This is a genomic window from Moorena sp. SIO4E2 (assembly GCF_010671945.1).
GTDB classification, from domain to species: Bacteria; Cyanobacteriota; Cyanobacteriia; order Cyanobacteriales; family Coleofasciculaceae; genus Moorena; species Moorena producens.
On the sequence record NZ_JAAHIE010000097.1, the window covers coordinates 1 to 19,051 of the forward strand.

At 44.7% G+C, this 19,051-nt stretch carries 8 protein-coding genes; 3 read left to right on the top strand and 5 right to left on the bottom strand.

Annotation, left to right across the window (positions count from 1 at the left end; genetic code table 11):
* Window positions 1-255 precede the first annotated feature (255 nt).
* Window positions 256-1,758: a zinc ribbon domain-containing protein gene (locus F6K37_RS13185; RefSeq protein ID WP_287250665.1), complete on the bottom strand. Its 1,503-nt coding sequence runs from the start codon at window positions 1,756-1,758 to the stop codon at window positions 256-258.
* A 371-nt stretch (window positions 1,759-2,129) separates the two neighbouring features.
* Between F6K37_RS13185 and F6K37_RS13190 the strand changes: the two genes are divergently transcribed.
* The 3 genes from F6K37_RS13190 to F6K37_RS13200 all read left to right on the top strand — a co-directional run bounded on the left by F6K37_RS13190 (window position 2,130) and on the right by F6K37_RS13200 (window position 7,251).
* A complete protein-coding gene (locus F6K37_RS13190; RefSeq protein ID WP_008180144.1) occupies window positions 2,130-3,047 on the top strand; it encodes a DUF1822 family protein in 918 nt (305 codons plus the stop codon).
* Between the two features lie 540 nt (window positions 3,048-3,587).
* On the top strand, window positions 3,588-5,885 hold the full coding sequence (locus F6K37_RS13195; RefSeq protein ID WP_008180141.1) for a CHASE2 domain-containing protein: 2,298 nt from the start codon (window positions 3,588-3,590) through the stop codon (window positions 5,883-5,885).
* 511 nt (window positions 5,886-6,396) lie between these two features.
* Window positions 6,397-7,251 carry a DUF928 domain-containing protein gene (locus F6K37_RS13200; RefSeq protein WP_044492329.1) on the top strand — a complete coding sequence of 285 codons (855 nt, stop codon included), beginning with the start codon at window positions 6,397-6,399 and terminating at the stop codon, window positions 7,249-7,251.
* 299 nt (window positions 7,252-7,550) lie between these two features.
* Here the strand turns inward: F6K37_RS13200 and F6K37_RS13205 are convergent, their stop codons facing one another.
* The 4 genes from F6K37_RS13205 to F6K37_RS13220 all read right to left on the bottom strand — a co-directional run bounded on the left by F6K37_RS13205 (window position 7,551) and on the right by F6K37_RS13220 (window position 18,841).
* Window positions 7,551-10,388, bottom strand: a complete 2,838-nt coding sequence (locus F6K37_RS13205) for a CHAT domain-containing protein (RefSeq protein ID WP_287250666.1) — start codon at window positions 10,386-10,388, stop codon at window positions 7,551-7,553.
* Window positions 10,389-10,703: 315 nt separating this feature from the next.
* Window positions 10,704-16,838 (bottom strand): two-partner secretion domain-containing protein, encoded by a 6,135-nt coding sequence (locus tag F6K37_RS13210; protein WP_287250668.1) that lies wholly within the window; start codon window positions 16,836-16,838, stop codon window positions 10,704-10,706.
* 411 nt (window positions 16,839-17,249) lie between these two features.
* Complete coding sequence (locus F6K37_RS13215; RefSeq protein ID WP_287250670.1) at window positions 17,250-18,368, bottom strand: tetratricopeptide repeat protein; 1,119 nt, start codon at window positions 18,366-18,368, stop codon at window positions 17,250-17,252.
* A 350-nt stretch (window positions 18,369-18,718) separates the two neighbouring features.
* Entirely contained in the window at window positions 18,719-18,841 is a 123-nt protein-coding gene (locus F6K37_RS13220; RefSeq protein ID WP_008180130.1) for a hypothetical protein, read from the bottom strand.
* Window positions 18,842-19,051: the final 210 nt, after the last annotated feature.

Genomic DNA, 19,051 nt, shown 5'->3' on the forward strand with positions numbered 1-19,051 from the left:
TCTTTGTACAAAGATGGCCTTCCTTTGATGAAACGACTAATTCAAGCTCGTTGCTCTATTACTGCTCCTCCTACTCTTCCGATACCTCTCTAAACCTGACCAAACGTCTTTCCAAAAGAGCCACACCCGAGCGTAATAATATATCTATGATAACAGAAACTATCAACGAGATACTCTTAAACCATCATTAATCGTGATAATCCGGTATAAAACGGTCAAGGTGCAATTTATTGTTGCCTGAGGGAGGAGTGGTAGTCAGCAATTGGAGTCAAGCCTCCCACTCATCTGTCTAGGCGTTCCTGGCATCTCGACCAGGAGTTTCTTAAAAGCCTTAGTTTTGTTATGCTTACAATCAAGCCAGCCAAGCTCGATTGCATCAAGCAGACTAAGTCCCATACCTTTCAAGAAACGCGCGGTACGACGCAATAATACTGCCTGTACCTCGGTTTTACTCATATACCGGGCGATTTCGTGATCCGTACCTCTATCAAGGACATTTTTGGCAGCATTGTGGTCAGCCTGCAACACGACCCCATTAAATCTGGTAAAACTGTCCCCGCTTCTTTTCCCCAATAGGGTTCCGGTCACGGAGTCAATTGGCGACGTGTAACTAGGCTGCACTTCTTTAACAACCGATCCAGTCCAATTAGCCCATTTTTGCAAAGAGTCCCGCATTACTCCTTTCATCCAATTATTAAGTTTGCGGGATATCGCTTTAGACTGACGTTTGTTTTTAATCGGCTGTGTTAAATCTTCTGCAAATACTTTTAACGATTCTCCCTTAAAAAGGGACTTGGAGGCGGCTCCTATAATCCCCTTTATCTGTGATTGATTTTTTCTGTATCGGCGATTTTCAGTTTTTCTGGTCAGGTTATTTTCGAGTATTCGAGCCGATTTAGCTGGGTCGATTTTTTTTAACTTCCTGTGAATCGCCCAAAGTCTTCCTCTGTTGCGGTTTAAAGAGCAGATTCTGTCGGACTTCTTGGTTGTTACTCTACCTAGATTTTTGCCGTGTGCCTGACCATCTGAGTCATAGAAAGCCTCCGTGTATCCCTTGTCTAATCCGATGCTCCGACGTTCAGATGGAATTTCTACGGTTCCATGGTCTACTAAAAAATGAATCTCAAATCTTTGGAAAGTTTGACTGTAGATTAATCTAATTTGCCCACTTATTTTGCGATTAGATTTGACGATTATCTTGTTTCTTTTTCCTCTTATTAATCCAGCTAACTCTAACTGATAAGTGTTGCGAGAGAGCCTTCTGCACTTATAGCCTACTTTTTGATAGACTATCTGGTTCTTGACCCAGGAATGCCCCCGCTGAAACTCCTTTCTAATCAGTCTGTGAAGAAGTGGATTATCAAGAATTGCTAAAGTTTTAACCTGTTGGCAAAGTTCTTTTCTGAGCTTTTGGTTTTCAATTCCTTGAAACCTCTTGTAGATTTTCTTAATCACCGCATCAATACAGGCTGCTTGCTGAGCTGTAATGGCTTTTGCTACATCATTGATAGTCCAATCCATTAACTTAGCAGGCAGCCCCAGGGTATCGGGAGTCCTGAAACTCTTTACTTCCGGGATGGCCTTTTTCCAGTCCAGTCCCCAATGGTTAATGCTTCCCAGTTTGTTGTAAGACTCAGCCCTAACGACGCCTAGTTTTTTCATTACCTGCAGCAATTCAAGTTCAACGGACTTGGTCATCCCCACCACAGGGACGATTTGAGTCGATATCCTTTTTGCCGCGCCTACTTTTCTTGGCATCGTTAATTAACTGTGTCCTATGTTTCTATTGTACTCTAGCGCTAAATAAATGTCAATGTCTGATTTATCGCTTTAAATCCCGTTTTATCCCGATTTTTTGGGACTTAATCGCGCGACTCGCAACAATTCTAGTCTCCAATTCCCAAGGGGCTGTGTGGGTCAGCTGCGGGAGCACTTTATACGCCCCGTCTCCCGGAGACAAAACCTTGAACAGGGTCGCCTTATGCCAAAAGTTTTAACCCTTTTACCTATAGCCAGTAACCCATTTTGGCGACCCTGTTCTTGCGGTAATTTCGTTCCCGCGCTTGTCTTACTGGCAGTGTCAGACGCTGCGCGAACGACTATAACGGGAGGGGAATTGGAGTTGAAAGATGGGATTTGAGACAAACTTAGAGGAAAGCGACAGTTGGAACCCAGTGATGCAAACCTTGATGGATGTTGCGGATCTGACTGTGAAAAATCATGGTAAGTTGGAGTGTAGACTTATTTTACCTGAGGCTAAGTGTGTCAAAGTTCCAGCAGCAGTCTGGCAGGAACGAATTGGTTATGTGGCGGTGGAGCTTGATCAAGCATTGGAGGAGGCAACTCTGGTAGGATTTGCTGATAAAGTGGTAACAGAACAATTCCCCGTGAACCAATTGCGAACCCTGAAAGAGTTACCGCGACACATTAAAGAGTATCGGCAATGTGGCCAATCCCAGGCAGGGGCAAAGCAGTGGAGCCATAGTCATGCTCTCAAACCCAAGGTCTTCTGTCCCGATGCTTCACCGTCCAACACTATGGAAACAGACTCTAGCCAACAACAGCAACCACAAAGCCAGACAGCAGTAGTGCGATTAAGGCAGTGGTTAGACAATAGTTTTGAGGCAGATTGGAAGACTGTGGAAACTATATTACAGCCAGCACCGGAGCCAATGCTGGATTTCAGAAGTTTCCCCTTTGACCAACCTAGTAAAGGATTGCATACTACCGTGGGAGTAAAACGAGGTAAGCTACTCGGTTCGGAAATCGCCTGGGGTGCCGAGAAGGTAGCTTTATTTGTGGAGCTACATCCAACGGATTCACCCAAAATGAATATATTCATTGAACTGTATCCTGGTGGTGGTGGAGACCGTCTTCCCAAGAATCTACAGATTATGGTGCTGGATCACGAGGGCATTGCGGTGATTCAAACCCAAGCCAGAGAGACGGAAAATATTAAGTTGCAAGTCAGTGGCGAACCGGGAGAACGTTTTAGCATTAAGTTAGTTTTGAATGATGTCAGTATTACGGAAAATTTTTTAATCTAAAGTTAGCGGCGATTGCGCTACCGGTATGCTTCGTAAACCCAGCCTTGTATTAATCCGATTATTAATTAGATATAATATTACTATAGCAGTTGTCAATTCGGTGAGGTAGATTTTGGCTTATAGGAAGTAGGGGTAATAAAGGGGATTTGGTATGATTATAGGAAAGCCCGAGTAAGTAGGGCTGGTTTTTTAGTGAGAAACTGACTCAGGGAAAGCATCGTCTATAAATCCATCCCTATTGCATAAAATTTATTCTCAAGTAAGGGGGAATGGGTAAGATTGTTAGTAAGTATTCAGCGGTCAGCGGTCAGCCGTTGGCCTTTAGCTGATAGCTGATAGCACCTCAAGTAGCACCATCTGTAGCGCATCAGCTGTTCGCGCAGCGTGCGCGTAGCGCATTAGCTGAATTATTACGATTGTTATCCATTCCTAATACCTAATACTTAATAGCTAATAGCTAATAGCTAATAGCTAATACTTAATACTTAATACCTAATACTTAATACCTAATACTTAATACCTAATAACTAATTACCAAAAATGGGAAAGTTAGTTGTCCTGAGTCTAGATGGTGATTCCCAGCAGCAGGGGTTTCAGTTACGCTTAGAAATTGCTGAAGAAGGGTCACGCGCAACACTGGAAATGACCGGTTACTTACCTGCAGCTTCACAACTCACTACTTACTTACAATACCATTGGCGCGAAAAATATCGGAGCCTAGGTTCACCCGCGAGAATCCAGCCCGGAAAAATTATCTATGGTGGTTCCATTAACCAACAGCTCAAGGAATGTCGGGATTCAGCCCATGAGTTAGGTAATATACTGAAACGATGGCTGGATTCTGAACAGTTTCGTCCCATTGATAAGCGATTACGGGAAGAGTTAAACCCAGAGGAAACCATTCGGGTGCTGATTCGCACGGAAAATACCCAGTTACAAAAGCTGCCTTGGCATCTGTGGGATTTTTTTGACCGTTACCCCAAGGCTGAAGTTGCTCTGAGTGGAACACAGTTTAAGCGACCCCATCAACTCCCTACACCTACCTCGAAATCTAAAGTGAGAATTTTAGCAATTTTAGGTCATAGTGCTGGTATTGATATTAAGGCAGATCGACAACTGCTGGAGAATTTACCTAATGCAGAAACCGTCTTTTTAGTAGAGCCCAAACATCACGAAATCAATGACCAGTTATGGGAGCAAGCTTGGGATATTATCTTTTTCGCAGGACATAGTGAGACAGAGGGGGAAACAGGTCGAATTTATATTAATCCCACCGATAGCTTAACCATTGATGAACTGTGGTATGCCCTCAAAAAAGCCGTGGCCCAGGGCTTAAAACTGGCAATTTTTAATTCTTGTGATGGGTTGGGATTGGCACGGAAACTCCATGATTTACAAATTCCCCAAATGATTATAATGCGGGAGTTGGTGCCAGATCAGGTCGCTCAAAACTTTTTGAAGTATTTTTTGAAGGGATTTGCTAATGGTAAGTCTTTATATCTGGCAGCGCGGGAAGCACGGGAGCGATTGCAGGGGTTGGAGCGTCAGTTTCCCTGCGCCAGTTGGTTACCAGTAATTTACCAGAATCTAGCACAAGAACCACCAGCTTGGGCAGATTTGTGCCAAGAGCAAGAAAAACGGAAACCCAAGTGGCCTAGTTTCCAGAGAGTGCTGCTATCTAGCATAGTGGTCACTAGCTTGGTAATGGTAGTGCGATCGCTTGGCCTATTCCAGCCCTGGGAACTGCAAGGGTTTGACCAGTTGATGCGGCTGCGACCCAATGAAGGACCAGATCCACGACTGTTATTAGTCACAATCACTGAAAAGGATGTGCAGTCCCAACCTAAGGAAGAAAGAAGAGCCGCCTCCTTATCCGATCGTTCCTTGGCCAAACTGCTGGCAAAGCTGGAACAGTATCAACCGAGTGCCATTGGTTTGGATATTTATCGGGAGAATCCTGTGGCAAGGGAATACCAGGATTTAGCGACTCGGATGCAAACTAGTGATCACTTGTTTGCCATCTGCCATTATGGTGACCCCGGAGTTCCCCCACCTCCAGAAGTGCCAGAGGTTCGCCAAGGCTTTAATAATGTTTTACTCGACCCCGATGACATTATCCGTCGCCATCTGTTGGCTGTAGGGTCACCATCTCCTTGTCAGAGCTACTACTCATTTAATTTCCAATTGGCAACAGGTTATCTGGCCGATCAAGCAATCCAGTTGGAGGTGACAGAAAATTACTTAAAGCTTGGCACTACAGTTTTTAAGACCCTAGAAAAGGATTCTGGTGGATATCACAATCTAAAGTCCGGTGGTCACCAAATATTACTGAATTATCGAGCTTCCGATCAAATTGCTGAGACCGTTTCCCTTGGAGAGGTTCTCAGGGATGACTTCAATGCCGACTTAGTCAGGAATCGCATTGTCGTGATCGGTACCATTGCCCCGAGTTTTAACGATGATATGTGGCGCACACCCTACAGTGGTGGTCAGTTTTCTCTTAAGACCATGACTGGCATAGAAATTCAGGCTCACATGATCAGTCATATCCTCAGTGCAGTGCTGGATAATCGACCATTAATTTGGTGGTGGTCTGAGCCTGGTGAAGCCCTGTGGATTTGGTGCTGGGCTGTGGTGGGGGGTATGGTTGCTGGAAACTTTAACGTGCTGCGTCCCGTCCTATTGGGTACTGGAACTGCTTTGGTTGTTTTATATGGAAGTTGCTGGGTTTTACTGATAGTAACCGGTGGTTGGGTGCCATTAATTCCCGCTACTATAGCATTGGTGGCTACTAGTGTGGTTCTTTACTTTGGTTTACAAAGTGACCAAAGTAATTGACTCGTCATTAGTCATTAGGTAAGCATATGCTTACGTCATTAGTGATTAGTCTTTGGTGAGCTACATTAAATCTCTTGATAGTTACAAATGACCAATGACCAATGAGCCAAAATCCCCTTTGATAACCCCCCTTTAGCCGCGACTTATAGTGCTTGGGGCGATACTAACTTGGGGCGATACTAACAAGTTGCGCCTAGGGCGTGTCTTCTTGCCTCGGAGATCCCCCTAAATCCCCCTTAAAAAAGGGGGACTTTGAGTATGGCTCCCCCCTTCCGCGCGGGGGGCTGGGGGGGATCTAAATCTTGCGGAAAACTTTGAAAACACGCCCTAGGCATACTGAATAAATGGGATTTTTAACCCGGATTTGGTATGACTAATTACTAATAACTAATCACAACACTTGACCGGATTTTGATCTGGAAATAGTGGTGATATACAGGGGTGTTAATCTGAATCCAAAAATTGGATATATCAGGTAAACATCTGTCGATGTTGATCTGAAGGTTGAGTGATGATGTTAACTAAATTATTTCGGCTTCAATACCTATTTCCCTTTAATTTAATGGTTGTTGGCTGGATTAGTTGTTTCTTGGTCTCCCGAGTAGAAGCTGATCAATCCATCAATGTTGGCCAAGCACAACAAGGACCAATTGAGTATACCAAGCCCAAACCCCCAGACAAGGGTACTCCTGATGCTGCCCAGGGTACAGGAACCCGTGGTCCTTGCCTATACAAGGCAGAGCTTCCAACACTGACTTCTTTAGTAGGTTTTTATCAGCCAAATTTAGATTATTCATATTTAAAGGTTACTCATGATTATCCAACCTTTTGGATATATCTACCTTATACCTCAGAAGATGGAGATTATAACTCAGAGGATGAAGCGTCCTTAGAATTTTCCTTGCAGGATAAATATGGTAAAAAAGATATTTACCGAACATCTTTCAAGCTACTAGATAAGCCTGGCATTGTGGGTATTCGGCTTCCTGAGAAAGTAAATTCCTTGGAAGTTGGTCAAACCTATCGTTGGAATATAGAGATCAATTGCCCTGCTTGGGAATTATCCAATAAACCAACAACCGTCTATTTCAAAGGACGAGTTAAACGAGTTGCCCACTCTCCAGACCTAGAACAGGATTTAAATGAGGCGAAAACTCTTCAAGAGAGAATCGCAGCTTATGATAAGCATGACATATGGTTTGATCAGTTAACTGAGTTAGCTGAATTAAGGCGGCAACAGCCCCACGATAGGACTCTTAAAGAAGCTTGGACTGAGGTATTGACCCCTCGTTTGGGGAAAACCATATCTGAACAACCCCTTTTGGGTAACCTTGAGGAAATTACACCGGTGCTGGTTAAAAAATAGGGAAAAAGAGGAGAGTGTCGGAATTTTATAATTAAGAATTAAGAATTGAGAATTAAGAATTGAGAATTGAGAATTGAGAATTGAGAATTGAGAATTGAGAATTGAGAATTGAGAATTGAGAATTCTGTCTTCTGTCTTCTGTCTTCTGTCTTCTGTCTTCTGTCTTCTGTCTTCTGCCTTCTCCCTTCTGTCTTCTGCCTTCTCCCTTCTCCCTTCTCCCTTCTACATTCTCCCTTCTCCCTTCTACATTCTCCCTTCTGCCTTCTACATTCTACATTCTACATTCTACATTCTACATTCTACAGCCAATTCCCAACTAAAATAAATGGTGCCCAATGATAAGGAAGAGTGTAGTCTTTGTTAGGATCTTCTTCTTCCATCTTTAGAAACTCTATTTGAGCATTTCGCAGGGCTTCCGCTTTAGTCAACTGTGGATTATTTAACTGTTGGTAGAACTGATTCATAAATTCCGCTGTAGAGGCATCATTAACTTGCCACAAGGTGGCTAGGGTACTGCGTGCTCCTGCTCTAATCGCTATCCCAGCTAGTCCTAAAGCCGCTCGTTTGTCCCCAGTAGCAGTCTGACAAGCACTCAGTAACAATAGTTCAATGGGGGTGGTGCCACTGGGGTCACTCATCCGTAGTAAGTTATCTAAATCCTTGACTTTGATGCGTTCATCCCAGTCTAAAATAAATGTTTGCTCTGGGTTGGAACTGAACTGGCCGTGAGTGGCAATATGAACAACATTGAAAGACGCTGCGGTTAGTTGATTTTGCAGGTTTTCTTTGATAAATTCCTGATTTTGCAGTTTCTGACTACGGTTGACCTGTTCCCCAATTTTTGTTAACTCGAATGCGACGTTATCGATTGGTCCTAAACCTTCTTTTTTAAAGCTGGGAGCGTTAGTAGCTCCAGCAATTAGGGCTGTGAGCTGTTGCCTTGGCAATGGTTTGGGGTCCACTAGCTGTAAGCCAGGGGTCACAGCTACAGCATACCGTTCTATTAAATACTTGTCCTTTTCTCGATCATAAAGGGCTGCTACAGGAATATTTCGTAATGACCCATCTAGGATAAATACTAGGGTTTTTATTGGGCTTTGGTCTCTGTCACGGTTAGTCTCTAGTTCTTCTTCAAAGGGTCTGATTAGCAAGTCATAAATTTGGGGTAATTCTTTTTTGATAGTGTGATTAGCACCGGTAGGTTTGGTTATGATTTCTTGGAACTTTTTGACCGCTTCGTCTACTTGATCGTCTGATATGTTTTGATGGAAAGAGTACACCAAGTCATTTTGCTTAGGCAATTTGAGGATTACCGCTAAGCCGTCTTTTAAGATAATCGGGTAAATCACCGCTGCTCTAGGGTCTACATTATCAATGTTGACTTTTTCTGGCTTGGCGCAGGCGTCTCGAAAAAAGTTGTCGATTTCAGCAAGCTGGAGTGCTTCAATAACCTTACGGGCCTTTTTGAGATTATCGTTACTCGGTTCAGGAGAACGCAAGAGTAAATCAACTAACTCTCGATAAACAGGCTCTACTTGTTCTCGGAAGGAAAACTGGATGTCCGGATTGAGAGCAACTAAATCACTGCGTAAATTCGTTAAGGTATTAGAGGCTTGGGTATAATAAGCGATCGCATCCTGGATTACTTCCGTTACTGCTTCGGTATTACTATTTCTGGTGGTAGTGGCTTGTTCGGCTTTAGCCTTAAGTAGACGTCCCATTTGCCACTGCCACTGATAAGCAATATCCGGTGCATTAATCCCTTGGGCAATCAGAAGCGCTGACTTGGTAAAGGTTATGGCATTTGACCAATCCTTGGTTTGTTCAAACCAGTTACCAAGGGTGCCCAGGGCATAGGATTCTGCTCGTTTGTCTTCTAGGGTTTTAGCTTGCTCAATGGCAGTGTTGAGTTGTTGAGCAATGTCTGGGAAATTGGGAATTTGCGTGGTAATTGGTTTGGTAAATTGCGTACGCAATTTTCGATTTCTGATCAAGATCAGACTTTGAGCGAAATTTACGTGGGCGTAAACTGATGCTCTACTGGATGGTAATTTAGTTAGCAATGTCTGGATTTGTGGCAACAACGCTTGAACAGATTTCTCCTGGTCTGTCTCGATGAGTAAACTTAGCTGATTCAATTGTGCTTGAATTTTGGTAATGGGTGAGGTGGTGGTTGCTGCTGCTTGTTGATAGTGAGTTATCGCCTCTTGGATATGCTGCTTGGATGCCTTGTGGTTATTCGTGTCTTTTGCTCTTGTGGCTAAGGCTCGCTCAGTATTACCTAAACTCAGTAACGCTTGACTCTGGGATTCTGGAGATTGTATTCGTTGTGCGACTTTCCAACTTTCGGTTAAGGTCTGTTTAGATTGCTCTAAATCCCCTGCTTGGCGAAACACATTACCAAGATTGTGTAAGCCAATAGCTTTTAGAGGAGAATCCGGTTGTGCCAGCAGGGTTTGTCTTACCTGAGTCAATAGCTTCTTGGCTCGACGGTAAAGTCCCAAAGATTGCATCGCTTGGGCTTGATTAATCTGGCTACCAAGCACACCAACCCGATCATTGGCTTGAGCATACAGTGCTTCAGCATTTTGCCAGGTGTTCAGGGCAGCGTCAGCATTTCCCTGTACCAATTGCAAACGCCCTTGAGTGTTCAACACTTTAGCCAATACTCCCTCACCTCCCCTGGATACGGTTTCTAGCAACGACAAACTGGAGTCAATGGCTGCTTGGGCTTGATCCCATTCCCCAAGTTGCTGAGTCACTAAGGACAGCAAACGCAGGGCTTGGGCTTGGTTGAGGATATCTCCTGTGGCTTGATAAGCTTGTGCCGCCTGCTGCAATACTCGTGCAGCATCAGAATACTTGCCAGCATCGTAATATTGTTTGCCTTTTTCCAGCAGCAGGTAGTGCTTCGTGCTTCCTGCTTCCTGTTGTCTCCTGCTTACTGTTGCGTTCTGCTCACTGTTACTGAGTGCTGATGGCTGATTGCTGATGGCTGATTGCTGATGGCTGATTGCTAATGACTGAGTGCTAATGACTGATGGCTGATGGCCAGCCGAGAAGGGTAGTGCGTGTACACCATGGCTTAAGATTAGCCCCAACAAGGTCATTAAAATAAACTGAATCAGGCGCTTCATTTATCTGAGTTATCTTTCGCGTTGGGAACAGCGGATCTGGGAACAGCGGATCTGGGAACAGGGAAAAGCGATCGCATAGCTTCCCCCTTGTTAAGGGGGACGGGAGGGGGATCTATCTTGTTAAGGGGGACGGGAGGAGGATCTATCCTCTGGCTTCCCCCTTGTTAAGGGGGACGGGAGGGGGATCTATCTTGTTAAGGGGGACGGGAGGAGGATCTATCTTGTTAAGGGGGACGGGAGGAGGATCTATCCTCTGGCTTCCCCCTTGTTAAGGGGGACGGGAGGGGGATCTATCCTCTGGTTTCCCCGGAAAACTCACCGCAGCTGCTTAAAGGTTTGGTGAAGCATTGGACAGTCTACTTTATGTAACCAGGTACCCTTCGGAGTCACTATGACTGGATGAGCGGTGAGAATTACCTCCCCGTTGGCACCGATAACCCAGCCTTGGGCTTCTACAATTTGTTTAGGTTTAGGTTTATTGGTCTGTGGTTGATTAATCTGTAGTTGATGCTGCCTTGACCTTGACCGACGTCTTCTGATCCTAGTTTGAGGTTGCTCAGTGATACGCCAATCGTCCCATGTAGCATTGGGGTTCAGGGTTTCGTTGGGAGAAACCGGTAAGCCACCACGACCTGTGGCAGTAAATTCACTCCCCTCACCCGCAGCACAGAGGTTTTTTTCAATCAGTTGAGAGGCATCAATTATATCGGTTGGCAATTCCGACAACCCTCGGCTGGGGTCAATTCCAGGTGCATTGATGTTGACGGTACCATCTAGACCAAACTCAGAGCTAGCGGTAATGTCACTGAGGGGGGTGAGCTTTTCTCGGAACTCTAGCCCAATGATACCTTGGGTGGTGATTGTGATATTGCCGCCATTGCCTTCAAAAGCATTAGCGGTAATGTCGCTATTTTCTTGACGAATGCCTAGGATAAAGGGAGCATTAATCTCAATATTGCCGCCGTTTCCACCAGCTTGAGCAGTGCCTGCGGTAGTAGAGATTTTACTGTTGCGTCGCAAGAACAACAACTCGTCAATGGTTAAGGTAATATTACCTCCTTGGGTGCTAGCCGTTTCTGCGGATAGCTCTGCTTTATTATTAAGGGTGAGTGTGCCTGCCTCAAGTGTAATACTGCCCCCTTTTCCCTGGCCTTGGCTATCTACAGCTATCTTGGCTTTATCCCGAATGGTCAAAGTTCTGGGGTCAACGAAAATATTGCCACCATCACCGCTAGAACCACGAGTAGTGTTGGCAAACAACCCACTTCCAGCTCCAGCTAGAGTTATATCATCACGTACTTCCAGAGTAATATTACCAGCCTGCTTATTACCTTCGGTGGTGGTTCTGACGTTCCCACCGTCGGTAGCCTCAAACCGATTGGCCTCAATTATGTTAATGTTGCCACCCTTACCCCGGTCAGTATTGGTAACGCTGGAAGTAGTGGCTGACACCTGTGAGTCTCCCTGGATGGTCACTTGATCAGCCTGAAGGGTGATGTTACCGGCATCTCCATCACCAGCAGTACTGGCAGTTATTTCAGAGTCATTGGTTAATTTTAGCGTACGCGTTTTAATATCTACATCCCCACCATTGCCAACTGCACCAGTGTTTACTGCTGTCGAAATCGAACTATTCCGATTAAGGGAAACCTCCTCAGCGTCTGGGATTGTGATACTACCGGCATTTCCGTTACCCGCAGTACTTGCTTCAATTTTCGAGGTGTGATCTAGGGATAGAGACTTGGTTTCAATATCGACATTGCCACCATTGCCAACTGCTCCAGTATTTACTGCTGTGGAAATGGAACTGTTGAGATCAAGGTCAACCTGTTGAGCATCTTGTATGGTGATACTACCAGCATCCCCTTGACTATCTGTACTAGCTAGGATTTTCGATTCATTGTCCAGGGATAGATGCTTGCTTTCAATATCGACATTGCCACCATTGCCAACACCGGCAGTATTCGCTTCAATGGTCGAGATGTGATCTAGGGATAGAGACTTGGTTTCAATATCGACATTACCACCATTACCCTCTGCACCAGTATTTACTGCTGTCGATATCGAACTATTGAGATCAAGGTCAACCTGCTGAGCCTCTTGTATAGTGATACTACCGGCATCCCCTATCCCAGTGGTGCTAGCTGTTATCTCAGCGCCATTGGTTAATGTTAGCGATCGCGTTTTTAGATCAATATTACCGGCTTTTTCAGCATCTGCTCCAGAGTTTACTGCTGTGGATATGGAACTATTCCGATTAAGGTTAACCTCCTCGGCATCTGGGATGGTGATACTACCAGCATTGCCAACACCGGCAGTACTTGCTTCAATTTTCGAGGTGTGATCTAGGGATAGAGACTTGGTTTCAATATCGACATTGCCACCATTGCCTACTGCTTTAGTATTTACTGCTGTGGATATGGAACTATTCCGATTAAGGTCAACCTGTTGAGCTTCTTGTATGGTGATACTACCGGCATTCCCTATCCCAGAGGTGCTGGCAGTGATGTTAGAGTCATTGTTTAAAGTAAGCGTACGCGTTTTAATATCAATATTGCTGTCAATAGCAATATTGTTGTCTTTTTGGGCAACTGCACCCTCCTTCACCTCTGTAGAGATCGAACTGTTTTGATTGAGGGTCACCGAATCGGCATTTTTAACAACTATACTACCGGCATTTCCCTCACCAGCAGTACTCGCTTCAATTTTCGAGTTGTTATCTAGGGATAGAGACTCAGTTCCAATTTCCACATTGCCACCATTCCCAACACCCGCAGTACTGGCTAGGATTTCCGACTCATTGTTGAGGGATAGAGACTTGGTTTCAATTTCCACATCCCCACCCTTCCCAACTGCACCAGTATTTACTGCTGTGGATATGGAACTGTTGTGATCAATGTTAACCTGTTTAGCATCTAGTATAAATATACTACCGGCATCCCCTATCCCAGAGGTGCTCGATGTGATTTCAGACCCTTTCCCAGAGGTGCTAGCAGTTATTTGAGAGGGATTGGTTTGAGCTTGATTAGTTTTATTTAAATACAAGAACTCGGTGTGGATTTTGATCTGTCCACCCTTGCCCATCCCCGTAGGTTCTACAGCAGTGGAAATAGTGCTACCGTTTGCTAATGAAACGGTATCTATGGCGTTGAGCTCAATGTTACCCGCATCTCCGTTACCAGCAGTACTGGCAGTTATGTCAGAGCCATTGGTTAATTTTAGCGATCGCGTTTCAATATCAATCGTACCCACTTCCTCCCCTGGGCTAGCGTTTACCTCTGCACCAGCCTTTACCTCCGTTGAAATTGAGCTGTTGTCGGCAAGCTGGACAGAGTCAGCATTCTCAACAACAATGCTTCCAGAGGTTCCTGTACCAGAGGTAGATGCAGAAATCTGTGCTTCATCTTGGAGTGTTAAGTCTTGAGTATTAATCGTGATCGTTCCACCAGCCCCAGCCCCTTCAGTCTCTGCTAACAGTCCGCTATTGGGATTTGCGATCACCACCGTCTTATCGATATTCAGGGTAATGTTACCAGCCCGACCATCCCCAAAGGCTGTGGTGCGAAGTTGTCCACCAGTCGTAATTTCGAGAGTATTAACATCAATAGTTATCGTTCCACCAGCCCCAGCGGCTTCGGTAGAACTCGATACAACTGCTCCATCCCGGACAATCAACGTTTTTGTATTAATCTCAATGTTGCCAGCATCCCCAAGTTCATTTCTTTCATCGTTAATGAATTGAGAGTTAGCGAATATACCACTAGGAACTTTCTGATCATCGGCAGTAGTGCCCACTAACTTAACTAAGTCCGAAGCGATGACTGTTATCTTGGCTCCCGTACCACTATTTCCTGTTGCTGCGCCAATTCTTGAGCCATCACGTACTAAAAGTTTCTCGGTGTTAATCGTTAAGTCGCCAGCATCCCCTGAACCAGTGGTATCAGCAGCAATTACCGCTCCATCCCCGAGAGTCAATGTGGGTGTGTTGACCTTCAACTCACCTGCCTGAGATGAGTTCAAGGTACCGGTAGCCAAAGCCGCCTTACCAGACAATGTCACTGACTCAGTGGCATTTATGGTTAAATTCCCTCCATCCCCTGGGTTGTCTAGGCTTCTGGCAACAGTTCCTGTGGTTACTCCAGCTCCATCCTGAATCGTTAAACGTTGGGTATTAATGGTTAAGTCACCTCCCTGACCCCTACCTACAGTAGCAGTGGTCAACCCCGTGGGAATATCTCTGATAGCCTTGGCTACTCGTTCGTTAGGAGTAGGGATAAATGGACCCGTTTCGTTGCCGACAATTTCCACCGACTCAGCGTTAACAGTTAAATCTCCACTCTTGCCACTACTACCACTTAAAGCGATAGTAGTAGCTCCAGCATAACTATTCCGTAATTCTTGATTCTGTGATGCTTGGTTTTGGGCTTGGTTTTGGATACTCAAGGTTCTGGTATTAATGGTTAAGTCCCCAGAATTCCCTGGTCCAGTTGTAACCGTTGCCAAGCCAGACCCATTGAAACCTAGGAGCCGTTCTAGCAAGTTGGAATTGGTGAAGTTGGTGACCAATTCCCCCAAATTGCTGAAGCCTGACCCTTCTCTATTAATTAATGTCACTGACTCAGGGGCATTGACAATTAAATTTCCTCCTACACCTGCCCCAGTTGTAACAGTAACAACACCAGAGTCATCAAGCAAAAAGTTGCTACCGCTGTTGAGGGTGATCTTACCTCCCTCTATTCCAGCAGAAGCAATGAAAGAACCTGGATTGAGGGTGATGTTATCATTGGCCAAAAACGTGACATCACCCCCATTGCCAGAGAAAAGCTTAGACGGATCGTCATTTGGAATAGGATTAGACGGATCATTATTTGGAATAGCAATGGTATTAACTATACCGTTGAGAGTAATGCTACCGCGAGAATCGATAGTAACTGACCCTCCCTTTAATACTTCACCGTTCTGAATGGCTAGATTTGCCAGAGTTGGCACTAACGAACCTAGAGTAGCTGAAACTTCAATATCTCCTGCTAGTGAAGGATTAGGCTTGTACTGATTGGTGAGCAAAACCTTTCCTGCCAACAGATCATTGGCAGATATGTTTTGGAACAACAAGTCTAATATATTGACATTAGCAAAAGCGATCGTGCCGATTTTAATATCTGCACTGGTGGCAGTATTGGTAATAGTGGGTCTGCCAAAGAGATTCAAATTGAACAAGTCACCAAAGAATTGGTTGCCTGTCAGTCCAGGGATACCAACTTGATTCGGATCTACTCCAGCACGAACATCAAGAGTCGGTTCAGTCTGACCATTAATATCCACTACTGTGCCATTAGATAAGGTAATGGCTTCGGAAATAAAGTCTATTCCTTCTGTACCTGTTTCATTACCTGTAATAATCACAGAGCCGATCTCTACCGCTCCCCCTGCCACGATATGTAGGGAGGTTCCTAGATAGCTGTTGAAACTAACATCCCCAACTGAGCGAATTATCGGGTCATCGGGACTAAATAAATCTCCGAGGCTGCCATCGAGCTGTTCAATCCGGAAACTGCCACCACTCCAATAGTGGGCATCACCAGCAACAGTATTTTGCGTCCGCAAAACCAGATCTCCACCGGAAAAAAGACCACTGTCTGGATGGTTCAAGGCAAATATATCCACCCCTTGATTGCCCTGAATCAATAACTTACCGCCAGCAGCGGCTATAAATGGTTGCCCGATACTATCCCTTATTTGAACTGTATCTTCTGCATGGAGTGTCAAATTTCCCCCAGCAATTAGTTGACCTTGTAAGTCAAGATTGCCAGCAGCTAGGGTTAGATCTTGCCCCACTACTAAATAACCAGCGTTCGTGATTTGGCTGGGTTTGGGGTGATTCAAGCCATACTGTAATCCCGGAGTAATATTAATACTCAATAAAGGAGGGGCTTCTGGATTAGTGGCACTGAATTCTGTACCGTTGTTGAACACTAAACTATTGGCTGTACTGGCGAAAAAGGAACCTGCCACATCCAACCTGGCATTCTGGCCAAAGACGATGCCATTGGGATTGAGTAAAAACAGATTGGCTGCACCATCGACACCAAGAGTTCCTAGAATATTGGAGATATTACTCCCGGTCACCCGAGAGAGTATGTTCTCGATTCCGGCTGGATTGGCAAAGTAAACCCGCTGTAGCTGACCAACATTAAAATCTTGAAAGCTGTGGAACAGGTTACTACCTCGCGCTGCTCCCCCTTCAATCAAATCCCCTGGCTCTCCCCTAATCGTTAGATTTGGTGTTACCACTGAAGATTCATTACCCAAGGTTTGATCCGGGGTAATCTGGGCTAAAGCATAGTTCCCAGAAAAAGCAATAACCACCCATCCGATTAGGGTTAGGGCTTTTTCAGTTAAGGGCAATATCCCTAGCCCTCTGGTTGAGGACTTACTTTGCTGATTATTCATCTGTCCGCCTCTCCACAACTAGCTAGTTGTCTGGAGTACCGATAGCAGTCAAGTAACTTGACCTATATATTATTATTTTCCTGGGAAAGCCAGGGAGTTTACGGAATTTTTAGGTTATCTTTAACAAAAATTTACGGAAGCGATGCAGTCGGCCAAAGGGGGTTTCCCCCACTCGCTATTGCATCAAGACAGTGGTGCGGATTGATAGTTTCTGTACCGTTATTGCGATCGCGCAATGCCCTATAGTCTCAAGTTGCCTTGAGCCATAGCAATTCTATCCCCTAATCTCAAGTCCGGTTGAATACCTAAAATCAAAGAGATTGATGGGGAGATAGGGAGATGGACAGATGAGCTAGATTTTGATTAAGGGTAATTATCAGGACTTAATATGATTCCCTCACTGACTGATCCTTAAAGGAAATTTTGCAGTTCCTTGAGCAGAGACTCGGTCTGCTCAATCCCTTCGTTATCCCGTTGACTCTGGTAAAGTTCTAGGGCTTTTTCTATAGCAGTGAGGGCTTCGGTGACGCGAGAACGTTTTTTTAAGGCTACTCCTAGGTTATAGTGAGCTTGGGCATTTTTCGGAGCCAGTTCAATTAAACGTCTATAGGTCACTACTGCTGGTACGTATTGTTCTTGGGCTAGAAGAATTTTCCCGATGTACTCCTGTGCTTCTACTAAATCAGGTTTGGCAGAAGCTGCTCGCCGAAATGCTTTGAGGGCCTTGGATAAATTCCCTCTTGATTCCAGAATTTGACCGATTTGGAGGTGAATTTCAGGATTACGAGGGGCTAATTTCACTGCTTTTTCAAAAGCCGCCAGTCCAGCCATCTCATCCCCATGAATCAACCAAGCTGTGCCCAAACTTAGTTGGATACGGGTTTCGTTCGGAGCAATTTCCGCTGCCTTTTGGAACACTTTTATGGCTTCTTCGGAATTTTCCTGCTCTAACCAAGCTGCACCGATTAACTGGTATACTGTTAGATTGTCTGGCTCAATTTCCAGGATTTTTTCATAGGTTTCTATGGCCCGTTGATAGTCCTTTTGACGTAGCAGGGTAATGGCCAAACCAAAATAGGCGTTAATATTATCCCGGTTAAGTCTAGTGGCACGACGATAGGCCGTAGCAGCACCAGCATTGTCCCCAGCATTGGCGAGACTGTAACCCAGTGCGTAATGGAAATTAGGATTTTCTGGCTGGAGTGCGATCGCTTTTTTGTAAGCGGCGGCAGCTTCTTGGAATTTGCCCAGACTTGCTTGTAAGTAGCCAATGCCCGAAAAAATCTTAGGGTTTCCTTGTTCCAGCTTAGCTGCTTCTTCGTAAACAGCAACAGCTCCCTGATAGTCACCCGCATCTACCAACTCTCGTGCTTGATGAAGAAGGTCATTGAGCTGTGGATTATACTGCTGTCGGCTAGATACCAGAGTTGGCATTGCTTCAGCAATTTCTGGCAGGGGGGTTGCCACTACGGAAAAAAATAAGCTAAGAAGGAGGAACAAAGTTTGCTTTAGCAAGGTCAATTTTTTCATCGTCATCAGGTTAGTGTACTTTGGGAGGTTCACTTACTGATGAGTTTTACCATGAACACCCGCTAATCGGGAAGGGTTAGTTGGGATAAATTTTGGTTAACTTATGTTAAGCTACGGGTTTGCTTCTGGTCAACTTATGATAATAACCCTTCCGGTGTAGACCGGAAGGGTTAGTGTTGTCGGAGGATGTCAAGCTTAAATTTTGATAACTTAACAATCTTCTTTTAGATCTATATATGTAGATGTCTTTTAGATGTCTTTTTTATGACCCACCTATAGCGCTATAGGTGGGCTTCTTCAGTTTCACGAAAAGTTGAACCAGGGATGGCAAGCCTGATCCATAACGATTATTAAGATTGCAAAGCACCACTTTGGACCATCATCAAGATGAAAATACCAACACTCGCTACGACTAAAACCAGACCTAGAGCCACTGATTGACCCAAATGGTTGGGAGTTTGAGAAGTCTTCATGTCTGTTGTCCTTTCTTAAAGTTATGTATGCCGATAATGAACGATAACAAACTTTTGCCAAGGTTGATAAGAAAATGCAAAGTCTCTTAACTTAACTTTACTTAAGTTAATAATAACTAAAGTGTGTTCTAGTTTGCTCTTTAGCCGAAGGGAATATGATTTAATGGAAATACCATTCATACACCAATTAGTGAGATTCGTTAGCTATAA

Excerpts from the sequence above, each read along its gene's own strand:
- F6K37_RS13195 (WP_008180141.1), top strand. The coding sequence starts at position 3,588 with ATGGGAAAGTTAGTTGTCCTGAGTCTAGATGGTGATTCCCAGCAGCAG.
- F6K37_RS13185 (WP_287250665.1), bottom strand. The coding sequence starts at position 1,758 with ATGCCAAGAAAAGTAGGCGCGGCAAAAAGGATATCGACTCAAATCGTC.
- F6K37_RS13190 (WP_008180144.1), top strand. The coding sequence starts at position 2,130 with ATGGGATTTGAGACAAACTTAGAGGAAAGCGACAGTTGGAACCCAGTG.
- F6K37_RS13200 (WP_044492329.1), top strand. The coding sequence starts at position 6,397 with ATGATGTTAACTAAATTATTTCGGCTTCAATACCTATTTCCCTTTAAT.
- F6K37_RS13220 (WP_008180130.1), bottom strand. The coding sequence starts at position 18,841 with ATGAAGACTTCTCAAACTCCCAACCATTTGGGTCAATCAGTGGCTCTA.
- F6K37_RS13205 (WP_287250666.1), bottom strand. The coding sequence starts at position 10,388 with ATGAAGCGCCTGATTCAGTTTATTTTAATGACCTTGTTGGGGCTAATC.
- F6K37_RS13215 (WP_287250670.1), bottom strand. The coding sequence starts at position 18,368 with ATGAAAAAATTGACCTTGCTAAAGCAAACTTTGTTCCTCCTTCTTAGC.
- F6K37_RS13210 (WP_287250668.1), bottom strand. The coding sequence starts at position 16,838 with ATGAATAATCAGCAAAGTAAGTCCTCAACCAGAGGGCTAGGGATATTG.